Annotated in this window: 20 protein-coding genes and 1 pseudogene; 12 read left to right on the forward strand and 9 right to left on the reverse strand. The window is 64.4% G+C overall.

Annotated elements, in window-relative coordinates; genetic code table 11:
• Positions 1-191 precede the first annotated feature (191 nt).
• The 10 genes from CXR29_RS01975 to CXR29_RS02020 all read left to right on the forward strand — a co-directional run bounded on the left by CXR29_RS01975 (position 192) and on the right by CXR29_RS02020 (position 10047).
• Positions 192-1067: a sirohydrochlorin chelatase gene (locus tag CXR29_RS01975; RefSeq protein ID WP_127363729.1), complete on the forward strand. Its 876-nt coding sequence runs from the start codon at positions 192-194 to the stop codon at positions 1065-1067.
• 128 nt (positions 1068-1195) lie between these two features.
• Positions 1196-2923, forward strand: coding sequence for a nitrite/sulfite reductase (locus CXR29_RS01980; protein WP_127363730.1), 1728 nt, complete (start codon positions 1196-1198; stop codon positions 2921-2923).
• Positions 2920-3720 (forward strand): phosphoadenylyl-sulfate reductase, encoded by an 801-nt coding sequence (locus tag CXR29_RS01985; RefSeq protein WP_127363731.1) that lies wholly within the window; start codon positions 2920-2922, stop codon positions 3718-3720. The genes CXR29_RS01980 and CXR29_RS01985 overlap by 4 nt, the downstream gene beginning before the upstream one ends.
• Positions 3717-4682: a sulfate adenylyltransferase subunit CysD gene (gene cysD / locus CXR29_RS01990; protein ID WP_101596827.1), complete on the forward strand. Its 966-nt coding sequence runs from the start codon at positions 3717-3719 to the stop codon at positions 4680-4682. The genes CXR29_RS01985 and cysD overlap by 4 nt, the downstream gene beginning before the upstream one ends.
• Positions 4682-6061 carry a sulfate adenylyltransferase subunit 1 gene (locus CXR29_RS01995; protein ID WP_127363732.1) on the forward strand — a complete coding sequence of 460 codons (1380 nt, stop codon included), beginning with the start codon at positions 4682-4684 and terminating at the stop codon, positions 6059-6061. The genes cysD and CXR29_RS01995 overlap by 1 nt, the downstream gene beginning before the upstream one ends.
• Positions 6058-6870: a uroporphyrinogen-III C-methyltransferase gene (gene cobA / locus CXR29_RS02000; protein ID WP_127363733.1), complete on the forward strand. Its 813-nt coding sequence runs from the start codon at positions 6058-6060 to the stop codon at positions 6868-6870. Before CXR29_RS01995 ends, cobA begins: the two co-directional genes overlap by 4 nt.
• A complete protein-coding gene (gene fdxA, locus CXR29_RS02005; RefSeq protein WP_127363734.1) occupies positions 6867-7193 on the forward strand; it encodes a ferredoxin in 327 nt (108 codons plus the stop codon). The genes cobA and fdxA overlap by 4 nt, the downstream gene beginning before the upstream one ends.
• A 72-nt stretch (positions 7194-7265) precedes the next feature.
• Positions 7266-8672 carry an FAD-dependent oxidoreductase gene (locus CXR29_RS02010; protein ID WP_127363735.1) on the forward strand — a complete coding sequence of 469 codons (1407 nt, stop codon included), beginning with the start codon at positions 7266-7268 and terminating at the stop codon, positions 8670-8672.
• Positions 8673-8977: 305 nt separating this feature from the next.
• Entirely contained in the window at positions 8978-9415 is a 438-nt protein-coding gene (locus tag CXR29_RS02015; RefSeq protein WP_101555654.1) for a helix-turn-helix domain-containing protein, read from the forward strand.
• Positions 9416-9558: 143 nt separating this feature from the next.
• Positions 9559-10047 carry a PIN domain-containing protein gene (locus CXR29_RS02020; RefSeq protein WP_127363736.1) on the forward strand — a complete coding sequence of 163 codons (489 nt, stop codon included), beginning with the start codon at positions 9559-9561 and terminating at the stop codon, positions 10045-10047.
• A gap of 99 nt (positions 10048-10146) precedes the next feature.
• Here CXR29_RS02020 and CXR29_RS02025 read toward each other — a convergent pair whose 3' ends face one another.
• Positions 10147-10674, reverse strand: a complete 528-nt coding sequence (locus CXR29_RS02025) for a hypothetical protein (protein WP_101555652.1) — start codon at positions 10672-10674, stop codon at positions 10147-10149.
• Between the two features lie 267 nt (positions 10675-10941).
• Here CXR29_RS02025 and CXR29_RS02030 point away from each other — a divergent pair, with 267 nt between their 5' ends.
• On the forward strand, positions 10942-12090 hold the full coding sequence (locus CXR29_RS02030) for an amino acid permease (RefSeq protein ID WP_127363737.1): 1149 nt from the start codon (positions 10942-10944) through the stop codon (positions 12088-12090).
• On the opposite strand, the gene CXR29_RS02035 is transcribed toward CXR29_RS02030, so the two are convergent.
• The 8 genes and pseudogenes from CXR29_RS02035 to wecC all read right to left on the reverse strand — a co-directional run bounded on the left by CXR29_RS02035 (position 12010) and on the right by wecC (position 17772).
• Entirely contained in the window at positions 12010-12564 is a 555-nt protein-coding gene (locus CXR29_RS02035) for a universal stress protein (RefSeq protein ID WP_420897594.1), read from the reverse strand. The two genes, CXR29_RS02030 and CXR29_RS02035, sit on opposite strands and share 81 nt — an antisense overlap.
• 9 nt (positions 12565-12573) lie before the next feature.
• A pseudogene (locus tag CXR29_RS17970) lies at positions 12574-12967 on the reverse strand (universal stress protein); the annotation flags it as partial.
• A gap of 24 nt (positions 12968-12991) precedes the next feature.
• Positions 12992-13942, reverse strand: a complete 951-nt coding sequence (locus tag CXR29_RS02045) for a universal stress protein (protein WP_127363739.1) — start codon at positions 13940-13942, stop codon at positions 12992-12994.
• A 125-nt stretch (positions 13943-14067) separates the two neighbouring features.
• Complete coding sequence (locus CXR29_RS17975) at positions 14068-14262, reverse strand: universal stress protein (RefSeq protein ID WP_420897585.1); 195 nt, start codon at positions 14260-14262, stop codon at positions 14068-14070.
• Entirely contained in the window at positions 14184-14903 is a 720-nt protein-coding gene (locus CXR29_RS17430; RefSeq protein WP_277601933.1) for an AMP-binding protein, read from the reverse strand. The genes CXR29_RS17975 and CXR29_RS17430 overlap by 79 nt, the downstream gene beginning before the upstream one ends.
• A gap of 6 nt (positions 14904-14909) precedes the next feature.
• Complete coding sequence (locus CXR29_RS17435) at positions 14910-15275, reverse strand: acetyl-coenzyme A synthetase N-terminal domain-containing protein (RefSeq protein WP_206516249.1); 366 nt, start codon at positions 15273-15275, stop codon at positions 14910-14912.
• A 249-nt stretch (positions 15276-15524) separates the two neighbouring features.
• Positions 15525-16427, reverse strand: a complete 903-nt coding sequence (gene galU, locus CXR29_RS02060) for a UTP--glucose-1-phosphate uridylyltransferase GalU (RefSeq protein ID WP_127363740.1) — start codon at positions 16425-16427, stop codon at positions 15525-15527.
• A gap of 85 nt (positions 16428-16512) precedes the next feature.
• A complete protein-coding gene (gene wecC, locus CXR29_RS02065; protein ID WP_127363741.1) occupies positions 16513-17772 on the reverse strand; it encodes a UDP-N-acetyl-D-mannosamine dehydrogenase in 1260 nt (419 codons plus the stop codon).
• A 160-nt stretch (positions 17773-17932) separates the two neighbouring features.
• On the opposite strand from wecC, the gene wecB reads away from it, so the two are divergent.
• Positions 17933-19084, forward strand: coding sequence for a non-hydrolyzing UDP-N-acetylglucosamine 2-epimerase (gene wecB / locus CXR29_RS02070; RefSeq protein WP_241241547.1), 1152 nt, complete (start codon positions 17933-17935; stop codon positions 19082-19084).
• Positions 19085-19094: the final 10 nt, after the last annotated feature.

Here is a 19094-nt window from a genome sequence, read left to right on the forward strand (position 1 = left end):
ATGAACAGCCCGTATGCGGCGCCGATGCGGATGGGTTACGCTATGCGAGTGTATTCAATCCGAACGATCACTGCTCGCCCTGATTGCTCAGTCGTTGAGCAATCAGTCTGCCTAGTGACCTTGACGGCCCCGGGGCAGGTGCGGGAACGGGTTCAGAGGCTTACGCAGAGAATCGCTGAGGAAGGAGCGCTATGACGGGGCTGCCGTCCGTGGGCCTGATCTCCCACGGGACCTCATCGCCGACCGGCCAGGTCCTCATCGAGGTACTCGCGGCGGAGGTCGCCACGGACCTGCGTATTCGGGGCATTGCCGACGAAGTCATGCTCGGCCATGTGGACGTCCAGAAACCCGACGTCGACGAGGTCATCGCCCGATTGCCCGCCGGCCGTCCGGTCATTCTCGTGCCGCTTCTGCTTTCGCCGGGGTATCACGTCCATGTCGACCTCGCCGAGGCGGCCGGCCGTGCCGCTGAATCGGGCCGTGACGTTCGACGAACCCCCACGCTCGGGCCCGACCCGAGGCTCGCAGAGATCCTCTCCGATCGACTTCCGCCCTTGAAGGGCAGCGACGACGTCATCCTCGCCGCTGCCGGTTCGAGCGACGAACGGGCGAACGAGTCCTGCCGCGAGATGGACCGGCTGCTGGCTGCAGAGCTTGAGCGTCCGGTCGAGGTCGGTTTCCTCGCCGGCGGGGGAGTGGCCCTGAAGGACCTCGTCGCGGAGAGTCGGAGTCGCGGCGCCCGACCCGTGCTCGCGAACTACCTGCTGGCCCCCGGTTTCTTCGACGACCTCGCCCGAAAGCACGTCGAGGGCGGCACTGACTCGACCGGCGTCCTCGCCCCGCCGATTCTCACCGGAGGCGGCACCACGTCCGCCGTTCCGCCGAAGCTCGTCGACATCGTCCGCGACCGAGTCTGCGAGGGAATCCGCGGCCAAGTTCGTGACGGTGTTCTCGCGGCCGGCCGCAACAGTGGCCCCGGTGGCGCCCATGTCGAAGGCGGCTGTCCTGCCTACGTCCAACCTCACACCCAACCCCACGCGTCCGCGCGGCAGAAGCTCAACGTTTAACGGCGCCCATGGCAGGCCGTGACGCCAGATGTCACTCCGTGACACAAACCCTCCGATGAGTTGTTGAGCAATCTGGCATTCATGTAGCGTGACTCATCACTGGTTCCCCTCAGCGTTTGGAGACAGCAATGTCCACTCAGGTGGAAGAGAACAAGGAAACAGCAGGTAAACGAGCCGCAAAGCGGCCTGCTCGCCCGAAGAAGTCCAATGGGCAGTGGAAGATCGACGGCCATGAACCGTTGAACAAAAACGAGATCGACAAAGCCGAAGACAACGGCCTCAACGTTCGCGCCCGGATCGAAACCATCTATGCCAAGCAGGGATTCTCTTCGATCGCCTCCGACGACCTGCACGGCCGCTTCCGCTGGTGGGGCCTGTACACCCAGCGCAAACCCGGAATCGACGGCGGCCGCACAGCGAAACTCGAACCGCACGAGCTCGAAGACGAATACTTCATGCTCCGCATCCGCATCGACGGCGGCAAGCTCACCACCGAGCAGCTGCGGGTCATCGCGGACATCTCCAACGAGTTCGCCCGCGGCACCGCGGACCTCACCGACCGCCAGAACATCCAACTCCACTGGGTCGAGATCGAGTCCATGCCCGAGATCTGGCGCCGCCTCGAAGCCGTCGGACTCCAGACCACCGAAGCCTGCGGCGACGTCCCCCGCGTCATCCTCGGCTCACCCGTGGCCGGCATCGCCGCCGACGAACTCATCGACCCGACCCCGGCGATCGAAGAGATCTCCCGCCGCTACATCGGCGACCAGTCACTGTCGAACCTGCCGCGCAAATACAAGACCGCGATCACCGGCCACCCCAGCCAGGACGTCGTCCACGAGATCAACGACTGCTCCTTCGTCGCCGTCGACCACCCCGAACACGGCGTCGGCTACGACCTCTGGGTCGGCGGCGCCCTGTCCGTCGTCCCCCGCTTCGCCGAACGCCTCGGCACCTGGGTCGCCCCCGACCAGGTCGTCGACACCTGGCTCGGCGTCACCCAGATCTTCCGCGACTACGGCTACCGCCGCCTGCGCAACAAAGCCCGACTGAAGTTCCTGCTCGCCGACTGGGGCCCGGAGAAGTTCCGCGAGGTCCTCGAGACCGAATACCTCGGCTACAAGCTCGCCGACGGCCCGGCACCGGCCAAACCGATCACCGCAGGCGACCACGTCGGCGTGCACAAACAGGCCGACGGCCGCTACTACATCGGCGTCACCCTCATCGCCGGCCGCGCCTCGGGCACCCTGCTCGGCCAGCTCGTCGACCTCGCCGAGAAGTACGGATCCACCCGCCTGCGCACCACCCCGCACCAGAAGGTCCTGCTGCTCGACATCGACGAAGCCGATGTCGATGACGTCGTCGCCGGACTCGACGCCCTCGGCCTGTCCAGCCGCAAGGACCTCTTCCGCCGCTCGACCATCGCCTGCACCGGCATCGAATTCTGCAAACTCGCCATCGTCGAGACCAAGCAGACCGCCGCCGACGCCGTCGAGAAACTGGAAGCACGGCTGGCCGACATCGAGGAGCTGCCGCACCCGATCAGCTTCCACCTCAACGGCTGCCCGAACTCCTGCGCCCGCATTCAGACCGCCGACATCGGACTCAAAGGCCAGATCGTCACCACCGACGAAGGCGAACAGGTCCCCGGATTCCAGGTCCACGTCGGCGGAGGCCTGGCCTCGAAAGACCGCGACGAAGCCGGCCTCGGCCGTACCGTCCGCGGACTCAAGGTCACCGCCGAGAACCTCACCGAATACGTCGAAACCCTCGTCCGCCGCTTCCTCGCCGGACGCGGGGTGACCGAAACATTCTCCGAATGGGCCAACCGCGTCGACGAAGAGGAGCTGAAATGAGCACCACGAACCCGACCCCGACCGCATCCCCCAACCCGGCAGCAACAACTCAGACACCGACGCGGTCCCGCCCCGAACCACGTCCCGTCGAGGAGCTCAAAACCCTCGCCGAGGCGGGAGCCCGTGAACTCGCCGGTGACCCGGCGGGCGGTGTTCCCGAGGCCAACCCCGCCGACGTCATCCGCTGGGTCTCCCGGAACTTCGACACCGCGGCCTGCGCCGTGGCCTGCTCGATGGCCGACGCCGCCCTGCCGCACTACGTCGCCCAGTACCAGCCCGGCGTCGACGTCCTCTTCCTCGACACCGGCTACCACTTCCGCGAGACCTACGACACCCGCAACGAGGTGGCCCGCCGTGTCGACGTCCACATCGTCGACGTCCTCCCGGAGCAGACCGTGGAAGAGCAGGACGCCGAATTCGGCAAGGACCTCTTCGCCCGCGACCCCGGCCTGTGCTGCGCCCGCCGCAAGGTCGCACCACTGAAGAAATCGCTGAAGGGCTACGAACTCTGGTTCACCGGCGTCCGCCGCGACGAGGCCCCGACCCGGACGAACACGCCGCTGATCACCTTCGATGAGAAGAACGGCCTCGTCAAGGTCAACCCCCTGGCCGCATGGTCGTTCGACGACCTCCTCGACTATTCGCGCGCCTTCGACGTCCCGGTCAACCCGCTGCTGTCGCAGGGATACCCGTCGATCGGCTGCCAGCCCTGCACTCGCCCCGTCGCCGAAGGGGAAGACCCCCGCGCCGGCCGTTGGGCCGGATCGACCAAAACAGAATGCGGACTCCACACATGAGCATCGACACCCAGTACAACCACGACACCCACACCACCACCGAGGCGGCACCCACCCACAACCCGGGCGCGAGCCTGTCCACCCTCGACGTCCTCGAATCCGAAGCGATCCACATCATCCGTGAGGTCGCCGCCGAATTCGAACGCCCCGTGCTGCTCTTCTCCGGCGGCAAGGACTCCGTGACCGTCCTCCACCTCGCCGCGAAGGCGTTCTGGCCGGCGAAGATCCCGTTCGGACTCCTCCACGTCGACACCGGACACAACTTCGACGAGATCATCCGCTTCCGAGACGAGACCGCAGAGAAGTACGGCCTCGACCTCACGGTGGCGAAGGTCCAGGACTACATCGACGACGGTCGCCTGCGCGAACGCCCCGACGGCACCCGGAACACCCTGCAGACCCAGCCGCTGCTCGATGCCATCACCGGCGGGAAGTTCGACGCCGTCTTCGGCGGCGCCCGCCGCGACGAGGACAAGGCCCGCGCGAAGGAGCGGATTCTGTCCCTGCGCGACGAATTCGGCGGTTGGAACCCCAGCAGCCAGCGCCCCGAGCTGTGGAACCTCTTCAATGGCCGCCACCTGCCCGGCGAACACGTCCGCGTGTTCCCGATCTCGAACTTCACCGAACTCGACGTGTGGAGCTACATCGCCCGCGAAGGCATCGAACTGCCCGAGCTCTACTTCGCCCACGAACGCGAAGTCTTCCAACGCGACGGCATGTGGTGGGCCACCGGCGAATTCTCCACCCCACGCGACGGCGAGACCGTCACAACCAAGAAGGTCCGCTACCGCACCGTCGGAGACATGAGCTGCACCGGTGCCGTCGAATCGAGCGCCGATGACCTCGAGTCCATCCTCGCCGAGGTGGCCGCCACCACTGTGACCGAGCGCGGGGCCACTCGCGCCGACGACCGGATCTCGGCCGCGGCGATGGAAGACCGCAAGAAGGACGGGTACTTCTGATGACGACGACAACCACCACCGAAACAACCGCCACCGAGGCGACGCCGACGTTGGACACGACGACGAAGACTCTGTTGCGCTTCGCCACTGCCGGATCCGTCGACGACGGCAAATCGACACTCGTCGGCCGACTCCTCCACGATGCGAAGGCGATCCTCGCCGACCAGCTCGCCGCCGTGACCGCGACGAGTCGGGAGCGCGGATTCCTCGGCGGAGAGTTCGACTTCGCTCTGCTCACCGACGGTCTGCGGGCCGAACGCGAACAGGGCATCACCATCGACGTCGCCTACCGGTACTTCGCCACCGACCGTCGCTCGTTCATCCTCGCCGACTGCCCCGGACACGTGCAGTACACGCGCAACATGGTCACAGGCGCCTCGACCGCCGATGCCGTCGTCGTTCTCATCGACGCCCGCACCGGTGCCACCGAGCAGACCCGCCGGCACCTCACCGTCGTCTCCCGACTGGGCATCCGCCACGTCATCATCGCCGTCAACAAGATCGACCTCGTCGACTTCGACCAGGCGAGGATCGAGACGGTCGAGAACGACATCAAGACCCTCGCCGCCGAGATCGGACTCGAGACCCCGCACCTCATCCCGATCTCTGCACTGGCCGGGGACAATATCGCCGCCGCCTCGGACAACACCCCCTGGTATCAGGGGCCTGCGCTGCTCGAGCTGCTCGAGACTCTGCCGAGTGCGGACGAAGACACCGCCGACCTCGAGGCCTTCCGCCTCGACGTGCAGACCGTGCTCCGTCCGCAAGGGGGACTGGCACCGGGACTCGACCCCGAGGAATTCCGGGACTACCGGGCCGTGGCCGGACAGATCACGGCCGGGCGGGTCAGCCTCGGCGATGAGATCGAGATCCATCCTGCCGGGCTGAAAACGACGGTGACGGGCATCGATACCGCCACCGGTCCCCTCGAGACCGCGAGTGCGCCGCTGTCGGTGGCGCTGCGGTTGGCCGAGGACGTCGATACCGCTCGTGGCAGCGTCATCGCCGCGGCCGGCACCCTGCCGACTCCGCGCCGGGAACTGCGCGCCGAGGTGTTCCCGTTCACGGCCGAGGGCCTGCGCACGGGGGATCGGGTGCTCATCAAGACGGGGACGACGACCGTGAAAGGGATCGTCACCATCGAGGCCAAACGCAACCTCGAGACCTCCGGGCTGGAGGCCGCCGAGGTGCTCGCCGGCAACGACATCGGCCTGGCCCGGGCGAAGCTGTCCGCCGAACTGCCGGTCCCGGACTTCCGCGACCACGGCACGGCCGGAGCGTTCGTCGTCATCGACCCGCAGACGGGCAACACCCTTGCCGCGGGAATCCACACTCCCGAACCAACCCAGCCCATCCCAGCAACCGAGGACCAGCCATGACACTCTTCCTCCCACAGCAGCCCGGCACCGTGCTGCTCGTCGGTGCCGGACCGGGCGATCTCGGACTGCTCACCGTCACCGGTCTGCGCGCATTGGAACGCGCCGACGTCATCGTGGCCGACCGCCTCGGTGCCAGATCGGTCATCGATCAGCTCGAAACCGAACGCGGCGCACCCCTGGATGCCCGGATCATCGACGTCGGCAAGCAGCCGGGGCACCATCCGGTGCCGCAGAGCGGGATCAACGACATCCTCATCACACAGGCGAAGATGGGCCACCGGGTCGTCCGTCTCAAAGGCGGGGACCCGTTCGTCCTCGGACGTGGGGGAGAGGAGGTCATCGCCTGCCGGGCCGCCGGAGTCGATGTCCGCGTCGTTCCCGGGGTGACCAGCGCGAACGCCGTTCCCGCAGTCGCCGGAATCCCGCTCACCCACCGAGGCGTCGCCACCTCGTACACGGTCGTGACCGGTCACGACCAGCTGTCCGAGATCGGCGGGGGACGCGATCACACCGTCGTCGTGCTCATGGGAGTGGGCACGCTCATCAACTCGGCGATGGTGCTCGCCCGCTCCGGGCGCGGTGACGACTGCCCGGTCGCGATCGTCGAAGACGGATTCGGTGAGAACCAGCGGGTGACCATCGGAACCCTGGGCGACATCGCCTTCCGCGCGGCTCGCCGAGGCGTCCGGTCACCGGCCGTGATCGTCGCCGGTGATGTCGTGACCCTGAGCCCCTACGCCGATGGTGCGTTCACCCAGGCGACCGAGCCTGCCGCAGCGCACGCATCCGAACTCGTGAGGAACCCATGACCTACATCATCGCCCAGCCGTGCGTGGACGTGAAGGACCGAGCCTGCATCGAGGAATGCCCGGTCGACTGCATCTACGAAGGCACCCGCTCCCTTTACATCCACCCCGACGAATGCGTCGACTGCGGGGCGTGCGAACCCGTGTGCCCCGTCGAGGCGATCTTCTACGAAGACGATGTGCCCGATGAGTGGGAGGCCTACTACGCGGCGAACGTCGAATTCTTCGACGACATCGGATCCCCGGGCGGAGCAGCCGCCCACGGGGTCGTCGCCAAAGACCATCCTTTCATCGCTGCACTGCCGCCGCAGAACACCGACGACTGAACTTCAGCGACTCCACGCTCCCTTCTGACGAGCAACTCCTCGCTCCACCACGACGACTGATCAAGGAAACTCATGCCTGCTATTCCCTTCAGAGTGGCCATCATCGGTGCGGGTCCCGCCGGCATCTATGCCGCCGACCTGCTGACCAAGGCCGAACACGACCTGGAACTGAGCATCGACCTCTTCGAACGCCTGCCCTCACCCTTCGGGCTCGTCCGCTACGGGGTCGCACCCGATCATCCGCGGATCAAGGGCATCATCAACGCGCTCATCAAGGTCCTCGACCGTGGTGACATCCGCCTGTTCGGAAACGTCGAATACGGGGCTGACATCAACCTCGGCGAGCTCACCGACCGCTACGATGCGGTGATCTTCTCCACCGGCTGCTTCATCGATGCACCGCTGTCGCTGCCCGGGATCGACCTGCCTGGTTCCTATGGGGCAGCCGACTTCGTCAACTGGTACGACGCCCATCCGGATGTCGCCCAGACCTGGCCGCTGGATGCGGAGAAGGTCGCCGTGCTCGGCAACGGCAATGTCGCCCTCGACGTGGCTCGGGTGCTCGCGAAGCAGGCCGATGACCTGCACACCACGGAGATCCCGGACCACGTGTACGAGGGCCTGAAGTCCTCGAAGGTCACCGACGTCCACGTGTTCGGCCGGCGTGGTCCCGCGCAGGCAAAGTTCACTCCGCTGGAGCTGCGTGAGCTCGGACAGGTCAAAGACGTCGACGTCATCGTCTACCCCGAGGACTTCGAGTTCGACGAGGCCTCGGAGGAGGCGATCCGGTCGAACAACCAGACCAAGCAGGTGACGAAGACGCTCACCGACTTCACCCTGCGGGAGCCGACGGGAGCGAAGCGGCGACTGCACCTGCACTTCCTCCACGCGCCGGTGGCCATCCTCGGCGAGGATCGGGTAACCGGGCTGCGCACGGAACGTCAGGAACTCGACGGTTCGGCCGGCGTCGTTGGCACGGGGCAGTTCCACGACTGGGACATCGATGCCGTCTACCGTGCCGTCGGCTATGCGGGAACGCAGCTGCCGCAGCTGCCGTTCGACGAGGTCAAGAAGGTCATCACGAATCACGAAGGTCGCGTCGTCGACGCCGATGATCAGGGCCAGGCCGCCGAGGCGGACGTCATCCCCGGCGTATACACGACCGGCTGGATCAAGCGCGGCCCCGTCGGGCTCATCGGTCACACGAAGGGTGATGCGCTCGAGACGATCGGGCATATTCTCGACGACCAGGCCGCCGGTGCGCTCACCGAACCCCTCTACCCGGAGGAGTCTTCGATCATCGAGCTGCTCGAGTCGAAGGGCGTCGACTTCACCGATTGGGAGGGCTATCACCGGCTCGAGGCCGCGGAGAAGGCCCTCGGTGAGGCCGAGGGACGTGAGCGCGTGAAGATCGCGACCCGTGAAGCCATGCTCGCCGAGGCGCGCGCCCACCTGACCGCGGGCGCGAACGCCGGCTGATTTCGCCGAGGCGGCTGCGGGGAACTGAGGCCGTGGCGCCGGCTGTGGTTCGGCCTCCCCGTCGTTCAACGACGAATCAGGTTTTCGACGCTGCCTCGTATCGATAACCTGATCCGCCGCTGATCGAGGCTCGCGGGACTCGTGCGTTTCTGGACCGTCAGCCGCTGAGGCTCAGATAACAGCTCGAAGCGTTCCTCTGTTCGACCCGGTGAGCGGCGAAGCTAGGCACAACCCGCTTCACTTATAAGTGAAACATTGCTATCCTCTTCGTATAGCTATGAACGTAGACCTGGGAAGGGGTGACTATGTCAGCCTTAGCTTCTTCCGAGCGGATCACGATCAGCGATCAGACCGTCAAGGACGCCCGAGACACTGTCATTCCTGGAGGGGCCTCGCTTGTGCTGCGCCTCGCCGATGGGGAAGAAGTGGAGCTTCCGACCAGCATTCAACAGACACTATTGCATGCTCTGAAGTTGATTGCGCAACAGGGTTCTGTTTCTATTGGCCAATTGCCAGTGGAGCTGACCAGCACGGTGGCGGCAGATCTGCTCAGCATTTCGAGGCCGACTCTGATGAAGTGGGTGGCCGAAGGCCGAATCGGCTCCTACAAGAAGGGGTCGCATACGCGTTTCAACAGGGATGAAGTGTTGGACCTGCGCCAACGAAATGCGGCTGCTCGCCGTTCTGCCTTCGAAGAGCTGCGCAGCCTGGATGAGGAGCACGAAGGGTTCCTCGCCGACTGATAGGCAGTATCGACTGGCTGGAGTGGGAAGTCCCACTCCAGCCAGTCTTCTGTTATGCCCCAGCGAGTTTTTGTTGACGCAAACATCTTCTATAGTAGGACCCTCCTCGATTGGCTGTACTATTTGGGTGAGCCAACGAGGGCATGTTTCAGTTGCATTCGACTGAGGACGTCTTCGCCGAAGTGCTGGCCAATATGCGAGAGAAGGATCCCACTGCGCCTGGGCATGTGACACGACATCGTTTGGAGCTCATGCAAGAGTGCATCGATGAGGTGATTCAGGACTTCCCCGGTGATGCCGAGTTCACCGGTACAGACTCGGAGGATTACCATGTCCATGCGGCGGCGCTGGGAGCCCGTTCGGACCTCGTCGTCACTGCTGATAAGCCGAGCGGAATCACCACCACGCCAGATGCCCAACCGTACGAAATCATCTCTCCGGACGATTTCTTCATGCTCGTTGTCGATTCATCGCCGACGTGCCTTCTGCCGATTGTCCGCCTCCAGTTCGACTATTGGAAAACGAAGCCGAATCATCGACAGCTCGACGACGCGCTCGAGAGAGCCGGATGTCAGCAATTCGCTTTGCGCGTGCGTGCGGCGCTGAGCCGGTTGGCGCAGACCGTCTATTGACACCTGTTTGGCAACTCTCGAGACGGCGGCGTCTCGATCCAACACTATTCCGGTGGGGTGGAGAACGGTTGGTTCGGGACGCTCAGGAGCTTATGCAGATCATGACTTCTGCTGAGGAAACGGGCGGAAGCCATCGACGTCGAGGGCGACGTCTGGATGCCGATATCGCGCCCAAAGATCATGGCCGTCCCAGTCCTCTGGCATCCTGTCCCGCAGTTTGGCCCGTGTCAGCTTCTCGTCCTCTTCTCCGGTGATGATTGCCCATGGCGTGGCAAGGAGGTCGGCTGCGATTTCAGCGGCCGTTGGCACTTCCTGATTGTCGAGTCGTTCATACCAGCCGGCGATGCGGAGTTTCATCGGGTAGACATGCTCTCCCACAAGGCGTGGTTCCGGATGGTTCGCACGTGCGAACGCTGCGGGAGACCACAGGGCGCCGTCGACTCGTCTCCGGTGGCCCTGACGAGTTTCGCGCGGCTTGTCCCAGAAGGCATCTGTCGCATGCCTGAGCAGCTTGCGGCCGGCGGCGCCTCGATTTCCTCTCTGCTGGTGCACCAGTTTCAGGACCTCGAGTATGACGCGTGCGTCCTCGAGATCCTGCTGGCTCAGGTCAGATGTCGTCTGTCGCATATTTCCACAGTAGCTGCGTAAGCGGTGCTTGGGTGGTTAGAAGCCGCCGGCGGCCACATAGTGGCCCGAAACCTTCCATTATTCGACCGTTTGGTCGAGAACCCTTCCGCGTCGCCCTGTAAAGCCATGACCTCGACTGATAACCCGGCTACGTAATTGACATCACCGACTCTCAAGAGAAGACTGACCGCGGATATTCTGCCTTCACAAATCTGGGAGGCGAAGGTGCCCTCAACAAATCCGCTGTCATCGGGCTCGCATACGAGCGTGACAGGCGTCCATGACAGAGGTCTTAAGCGCGATATCGGCAAGACCGGTCTGCTGTTCACCGGAGTCGGCGCGATCATCGGATCGGGTTGGCTCTTCGGTGCTTTCGACGCCGCCAGCATGGCTGGTCCGGCCGCGATCCTGTCGTGGGCCATCGGCGCCATTCTCATCATCTTCGTGGCGCTGAACTACTCTGAGCTCGGAGTCATGTTCCCGGTCGCCGGCGGTGTCGTCCGCTACCCGCACTACGCCTTCGGATCGTTCGCCAGCTACACCAGCGGGTGGATCACCTGGCTGTCAGCGGCCGGAACCGTCGGCATCGAAGTCCTCGCTGCCATCCAATACGCCTCGAGCTATCTGCCGTGGCTGATGGAGTCCAAGGACGGGGTGCTGGTTCTCACCGGCCCCGGCATCCTCGTCAGCATCGCCATGGTGGCCGTCTTCTGCATCATCAACATGTTCGGCGTGAAGTTCTTCGCCCACTTCAACAATGTGCTCGTGTGGTGGAAGCTGCTGGTCATCGTCCTCGTGTTCGTGGGACTGGCGCTGCTGGCGTTCAACCCGGGTCACTTCCACATGGCCGAGTTCGGCGGATTCGCACCCAACGGGCTCGCGCCGATCTTCGCCGCACTGCCGGCAGCCGGCATCGTCTTCTCCTACCTGGGATTCCGCCAGGGAGTCGAGTTCGCCGGTGAGACGAAGGACCCGCAGAAGAACATGCCGTTCGCCGTGATCGGCTCGATCGTCCTGACCGGCATCATCTACATCCTCCTGCAGGTCGCCTTCATCGGAGCCGTCCCCACCGAGCTGCTCCAAGACGGCTGGGGCGGACTGTCGTTCTCGAACTCGGCCGGTCCGTGGGCGGAGATCGCGATCATGCTGGGTGCGATGTGGCTGGCCATCATCCTCTGCGCAGCAGAATCGGCGCGACCTTCCACCTCGCCGAGGCGGCCGAAGCCCACCGGGCCCTCGAGGCCGGACGAGTGCGGGGTCGGATCCTCATCCTCCCCTGACAGAGATCATCGCCTTCCCCGAACCGGACGCCCGCAGGCGGCGCCGCGGGCGCGGCTATCGCTCTGCCTGTTCGGTCGGCACCACCATGACCGGCCCCTGCGCGCGGTTGAGGACTTCGCGGCTGATGGAACCTAGCAGTGCCGACCTGACCGCGCCGCGACCGCGCGTGCCGAGCACCGTCAGCTGCGCCGTGCGGGTCATCGCCTCAAGAACATCACCCGGGTCGCCGAGTTCGACCTCGACCGTGATGTCGAGGGAGGGATGGCGCTGACGCAGCCAGTCGATCGACTTCTCCAGCGTTCCCGTGAGATTGCTCCGACGAAGCTCTGTGGCCGTGTCGTAGACTTCGAGGTCCGGGTACCAGTACCTCCATTCCCGCAGGAGCGGCATCGCCGTGAGCACCTGCAGAGGTGCCTCGAGACGCTGCGCGTGCTGCGCGGCCAGCAGCAGGACCGGGCGCCTGCTTTCGGAGAGATCGACTCCCGCGACCACCGGTGCGGCGGTCCGCACGGGGGCGGAGGCTTCCGGATCCTGCCCGCCAGCCGGTCGGCTCTCCTCGGGGACGACGACGGTGGGGCACTGCGCATGGGCCGGCAGGGCCGCGGCCACCGAACCGAGCAGCTGACCGAGGAAACCGCCGCGGCCGCGGGCGCCGACGGCAAGCGTCTGCGCCCGGGCGCTGAGAGCGGCGAGCACTCCGGCCGGGCTGCCCTTCGGCCGTTGAAAACGTCACCTCACCCGGGTAGTCGCGCAGAAGCTCCCGCGCGATATCGAGGAGCTGGTTGGCCCGATCCCGCTCGGCCCGAGCTTCGGGCGAGACGAGGACCGCGGGCTCACCGGTGTACATCATCGGCGGGAGCCGATACACGGTGACGACCGTGAGAGCCGAACCGCTGCTCTGCGCAGCGACGGCGGCCCAGCGCAGTGCGGACCGGGCGGGCTCCGAACCGTCGAAGCCCACCAGGACACCGGCATCGCGATCGGCCGAAGCGAAGGGAACCGTGCCCTTCATGACAGGACCCTCTCCTCTAGATGATCACGACTTGCGGGGCACGATCATCACCGCGCCCTGAGCGTTGTTGAGCACACCGCGGGAGACGGAACCGAGCAGTGCGCTGCGCACCGCGCCGCGGCCCCTGCTGCCGACGACGGTCAGCCGCGCTGTCGCGGTCCTGTCGGCGATGACGTCCATGGGTTCGCCGATCTCGACATCGATGGAGATGTCCAGGTTCGGGTGATCGTCGAACAGCCACGCGTGGTCGTCTTTGATCATCTTCTCGAGTTCGTTCTTGCGCCGCTGGCTCGACTCGTTCTGCAGCCGAACGTCGGGGTACCAGTACAGCCACTCCTCCATCAGCGGCATGATCATGAGAATCTTCAGCTCCGCGGCCGTCTCCTCCGCTGCGTGCGCGGCCTGCTTGAGCACCTCGGCGCTCTGGGCTGAGCCGTCGATCGCGACGACGACAGGACCGTCCTGCTGGTGGTCGACGAACTTCCCGGGCTCGGCGTCCGCCTCGGCGGAGTCGGTGCCGGGGAACACGATCGTGGGGCAGTGGGCGTGTGCCGGCAGGGCTGAGGACACCGAGCCGAGCACGCGGCCGACGAAGCCGCCGCGTCCGCGAGCACCGACGACGACCAGCTGGGCGCGCCTGGTGAGATCGGCCAGGGTGCCGGCGGGGTTGCCCTCGGCGACACCGAGGATGAGTTCACCCGAGTAGTCGCTGAGGAATTCCTTGGCCACATCGAGTGTCGCCTCGGCGAGCTCCCGCTTGGCACGGTCATCCGGCTGCGCCTGCAGCGAAGCCATATTGGGATAGACCGGGACAGGAACCGTATAGGCGGTGACGACGGTCAGAACCGTCTTCCGGCGAAGCGCTTCGGTCGCGCCGAACTGCAGAGCCGCTTTGGCATGGTCGGAGCCGTCGAAGCCGACCAGGACCCCAAGGTCACGGGAGCGCATGTCGGCGGCGGTGACATCGTCGTACATCTTGAACCTCCTGCCGGGGTTTCACAGATTCCGAGCGATGGCGACAACCCCGCAGCGAAAGCGCCATCGTCAGGATCCATTATAGCCTGTTTCTACACTATGTAGAATTTTGCGCGGTCGATTCGTCACTGCGCGGTCTTGTTGGGCACGATCAGCACGGGCGACCCCGCCCGGTTCAGCATACTCCGGCTGACCGAACCCAGCAACCGGCCGGCCAGACCGCCGCGACCGCGGTTGCCCATCACGATGAGTGCTGCGCTGCGCGAGGCGTCAAGAAGCACGTCGGCTGCCGAGCCTTCGACAAGCTGCCGTCGAAGCACACCGTGGTCGCACCGCCCACCAGCGCCGAGGCGACGAGGTTCCACATCATCCAATTCGTGTTCGTGTACCAGAAGAACCGGTCACCCGGCCGGAGGTCGAGGTGGAGACCCAGCAGGCGCAGGTGATCGATGACGACCCCGCCGTGGCTGTGCACGATCCCCTTGGGAATCCCCGTCGTGCCCGAGGAGTACAGCACCCACAGCGGGGTATCGAAATCGACCCGGACGAACTCGGGTTCGACATCCCCGGAAGCGACATCGTCCCAGGTGGTGAGGTTCGTGATCCGCCCGTGTTCATCGATGAATTCCTCGCCGAGGTTGCCCACCCCGACCACGGCCCGCAGGCTCGGCATCCGGTTGGCCAGATCCGCGACCTGGTCGCGGCGGTCGAAAGCCTGCCCGTTCCACAGGTATCCGTCGGCGGCGAAGAGCACCGTCGGTTCGAGCTGGCCGAGCTTCGTCGCGGCACCTTCGGCGGCGTAGTCCTGGGCGCAGACGGACCAGATGGCACCGAGCGAGGCGGAGGCGAGGAAGGCGATGAGAGTGTGGTGGGTGTTCGGGAGGTATCCGACGACACGGTCGCCTTGTTCGACTCCTTGCTCACGCAACCAGGCGGCGACGGACCCGAGCTGGCGGCGCAGTTCGCGTCAAGTGGTTTCAGTGCACTCGCCGGATTCTTTGATGGTGATGATCGCTGGTTCGTCGGCGAGCTTGTCATCGAGGCCGGCCCGCAGTGCGTGTTCGGCGTAGTTGAGCCGGGTCCCGGGGAACCAGGTGGCCCCGGGCATGGACCGATCGGCGAGGACTTCGGAGTAGGGCTCATCGGCGATGACGTCGAAGAAGTCCCAGACCGCGCCCCAGAATCCGTCGAGGTCGCTGACCGACCAGTTCCACAGATCGTCATAGTCGGCCATTGTTTGGTCGGTGCGTTTGTTGGCGAAGTCGATGAAGTCGGCGATCTGCGGTCGCGGGGTCTGGTCAGGGTCGGGAAGCCAGATCGGTTCAGCGGTCAATTCTTCTCCTCAGCACTTCGGTGGGCGGTAGCTATAGCGGTCTCCACCAGCTGAAACGAGGCGAACTCGTTTTGCAGCGGAGACGTTGAGTCCACCATACGCCGCCGACCCAGCGGCCATTGCAGACAGTCCGGAACGCAATTGTGACGCTGAGAATTCTCAGCGGCGCAGTCGACAGGGAGGTGGGTTTCGGTTCAGCCCCACACGCCCCGGATGTCGTGGACGATCTTCTGCGCGAGCAGAGCCTGCTCAGTCCAGTGTCGGCACGAACTCGCGCAGCCACGCCTTGAGGTCGTCGCCGAGGTCCTCCCGATCGCAGGCAATCTGCATGACAGCTTTGAGGTAATCGAGCTTGTCGCCCGTGTCGTAGCGGGCACCCTTGAACACGACCCCGTAGACGCCATTCCCGTCCGCGTTTCCGGCGAGCTCTTGGAGGGCGTCGGTGAGCTGGATTTCGTTGCCGCGTCCCGGCTGCGTGGTCTCGAGGACATCGAAGACCTCTGGCGCCAGCACGTAACGGCCGATGACGGCCAGATTCGAGGGGGCATCCTCGGTGGCAGGCTTTTCCACCAGGTTATTGATTTTGACAACCTCATCGTCCGAGGTGGTCTCGACTGCGGCGCAGCCGTAGAGGTGGATTGCTTCGCTGGGGACTTCCATAAGCGCGACGACACTGCCGCCGGTCTTCTCGGCAACCTCGATCATCTTCGGCAGGATGGGGTTACGTTCGTCAATGAGGTCATCGCCGAGGAGGACGGCGAACGGCTCGTTGCCGACGTGCTGGCGTCCCTTGAGCACGGCATGGCCGAGGCCCTTCGGATCGCCTTGCCGCACGTAGTGGATGTCGGCGAGATCTGTCGAATGCTGAACAGCGGCGAGCTTCTTCTCATCGCCTTTCTGAGCCAGCGCCACCTCAAGTCCGTCAACCCGGTCGAAATGATCCTCGAGTGGTCGCTTGTTGCGCCCAGTGATCATAACGACGTCTCGAAGACCAGCTTCTGTCGCCTCTTCAACGACGTACTGGATTGCCGGCTTGTCGACGACGGGGAGCATCTCTTTGGGGGTGGCCTTCGTGGCGGGGAGGAACCGAGTTCCCAAGCCGGCAACGGGGATCACGGCCTTGCGCACTCTATTGTTTTGTTCGACATTCATAGACTGATGTTATCGAATACCGAATGTAGTCCTAAAACGGTATGAGGAGTCGGTGATGTAACTGAACTTTCCGCCTACTGGGTATTCAGCCCCACACCCCACGCGTATCGTGGACGATCTTCTGCGTCAGCAGGGTTCGGTCGATGCGAGTGAACTCGTTGTGGTCGACGAGCAGCAGCACGATATCGGCCGCGCGAATGGCTTCGTTCACCTCGGTGAGAGTGACATTCGAGCGCTCCGCGAGCTCCGCTGGCAGCCGGTCGATGTTCGGCTCGACGGCCAAGATGTTGGCCTGAGGGAGCTCGTCGGCAAGCTGACCGACGATCTGCCGGGCAGGACTCTCGCGCAGATCATCGATATTCGGCTTGAACGCCAGCCCAAGAGCGGCAATCTGCACATCCTGGATGCGACGCGCCTGGGGGAGGAGCTTGTCGAGCACATACCCCGGCTTCGCATCGTTGACCTCACGAGCGGTCCGGATCAGCGATGACTGGTCCGGTGCGGTGGCGACGATGAACCACGGGTCCACGGCGATGCAGTGGCCGCCCACACCGGGGCCGGGCTGCAGGATGTTCACCCGCGGGTGGTGGTTGGCGAGCTTGATGAGCTCCCACACATTGATGTCGAGCCCGTCGGAGATCACCGACAGCTCATTGGCGAAGGCGATATTGACATCGCGGTACGCGTTCTCCGTCAGCTTCGCCATCTCCGCGGTGCGAGCATCGGTCATGAGGAATTCGCCCTCACAGAACAGTTCATAGAGGTCACGTGCCCGTTCGCCGGCATTGCCGTTGAGCGTGCCGACGATGCGGTCGTTCGTGCGCAGCTCGATCATGATGCGACCGGGCAGCACACGCTCGGGGCAGTGCGCGAAGTAGATCGTCTGCGCACTGCCCGACTTGAGCGAAAGATCCGGTCGAGCCGCCAGAATCGTCTCGGCGAGGAATTCCGTTGCCCCGGGAGGCGAAGTCGATTCGAGAATGATGAGTTCATTGCCCTCGAGCAGCGGAGCGATCTGCTTGCCCGCGGTTTCGATAAACGACAGATCCGGCTCATGACCCTCCTTGAACGGAGTCGGCACCGCCACGATGTAGTTATCCGCATGCGGGGTCTCGGTCGTCGCCCGCAGATATCCCTGAGACACGACACCGGCCACCGTGGTCGCCATATCCGGTTCGACGAACGGGACCTTGCCTTCGTTGATCGTCGCCACGGCATCGGCGTTGATGTCGACACCGACCACATCCGCACCAGAACTGGCCAGAACCGCGGCGGTCGGAAGACCGATATAGCCAAGACCGATGACGGCGACCGAAGGTCGAGTACTGTTGGGAAAGGCGTTCATTTATTAGCTCCAGGCTGTTCTGTGGGACAAATAGAATAGTAGTGAACTCATTCATTATCGAAAAATGATTAGAGTGAACTTCTGGTGACTCGTTCATCGACCAGCTACGACGTGGTGCTATGGTTTCGCTGTTTGCGGGCACCCGGAAGAAGGAGATGGCATGAGCGCCGATCAGAGCGTTGCCGAAGCGAAGGTCATGGTCATCTACGGCACCCGCCCCGAGGCGATCAAGGTCGCCCCGGTGGTCAAGGCCCTCGAAGCCCATCCCCGGCTCACTCCGATCGTCGCCGTCACCGCCCAGCATCGTGAAATGCTCGACCAGGTCAATGAGGTCTTCGACATCACCCCCGACGTCGACCTCGACCTCATGTCCCACGACCAGACGCTCAACAGCATCGCCGGCAGCGTCATCACGAGAGTAGACGCCGTCCTCGACGAGCACCGCCCCGATGCCGTCGTCGTCCAAGGCGATACGACGACCGTGATGGCCGCAGCGATCGCGGCATTCAACCGAGAGATCCCCGTCGTCCACCTCGAAGCGGGACTGCGCAGCGGAGACATCAACTCTCCCTTCCCCGAGGAGGCCAACCGTAAGATCGTCTCACAGATCGCCCGCATCCACCTCGCCCCGACCATGGTCTCCCGAAAGAACCTCCTCGCCGACGGTGTCCCTGACGAGACCATCCACGTCATCGGCAACACCGTCATCGACGCCCTGCACTGGGCAGTCGCCACCCCCGTCGAATACTCCGTCCCCGAGCTGCAGAACCTTGAGAACGATGACAGGCGAATCCTCCTGGTCACGGCCCACCGTCGGGAGAACCTCGGCGAGAACATGATCAGCATCGGTCGGGCTATGCGGACCTTGGCGCAGAACTACCCCGACCTTCTCATCGTGTGGCCGGCCCATAAGAACCCTAAGGTGCGCGCGGCGATCGCTCCGCAGATCGATGACCTCGACAATGTCATTTCGATCGAGCCGGTCGGCTACGGTGAGTTCTCCCACCTCATTGCGAAGGCCGACATCGTCCTCACCGATTCCGGCGGGATCCAGGAAGAGGCACCGAGTCTCGGCAAACCTGTACTCGTGCTCCGGGAGAACACCGAACGCCCCGAAGCCATCGATGCCGGAACCGTGAAGCTCATCGGCACCGATACGGACAGGATCATCGCCGAGGTGTCTGACCTCCTCGATGATGACGCCGCCTACCGAACCATGGCCAATGCGGTCAACCCGTACGGTGACGGGCACTCCGCGACGCGCAGCACCGACATCATCGACGAACTCCTGACACCCACCCAACAGGACTGAGGCTCAGACA

The sequence above is a fragment of the Brevibacterium linens genome (assembly GCF_003999335.1).
GTDB lineage: Bacteria > Actinomycetota > Actinomycetes > Actinomycetales > Brevibacteriaceae > Brevibacterium > Brevibacterium linens.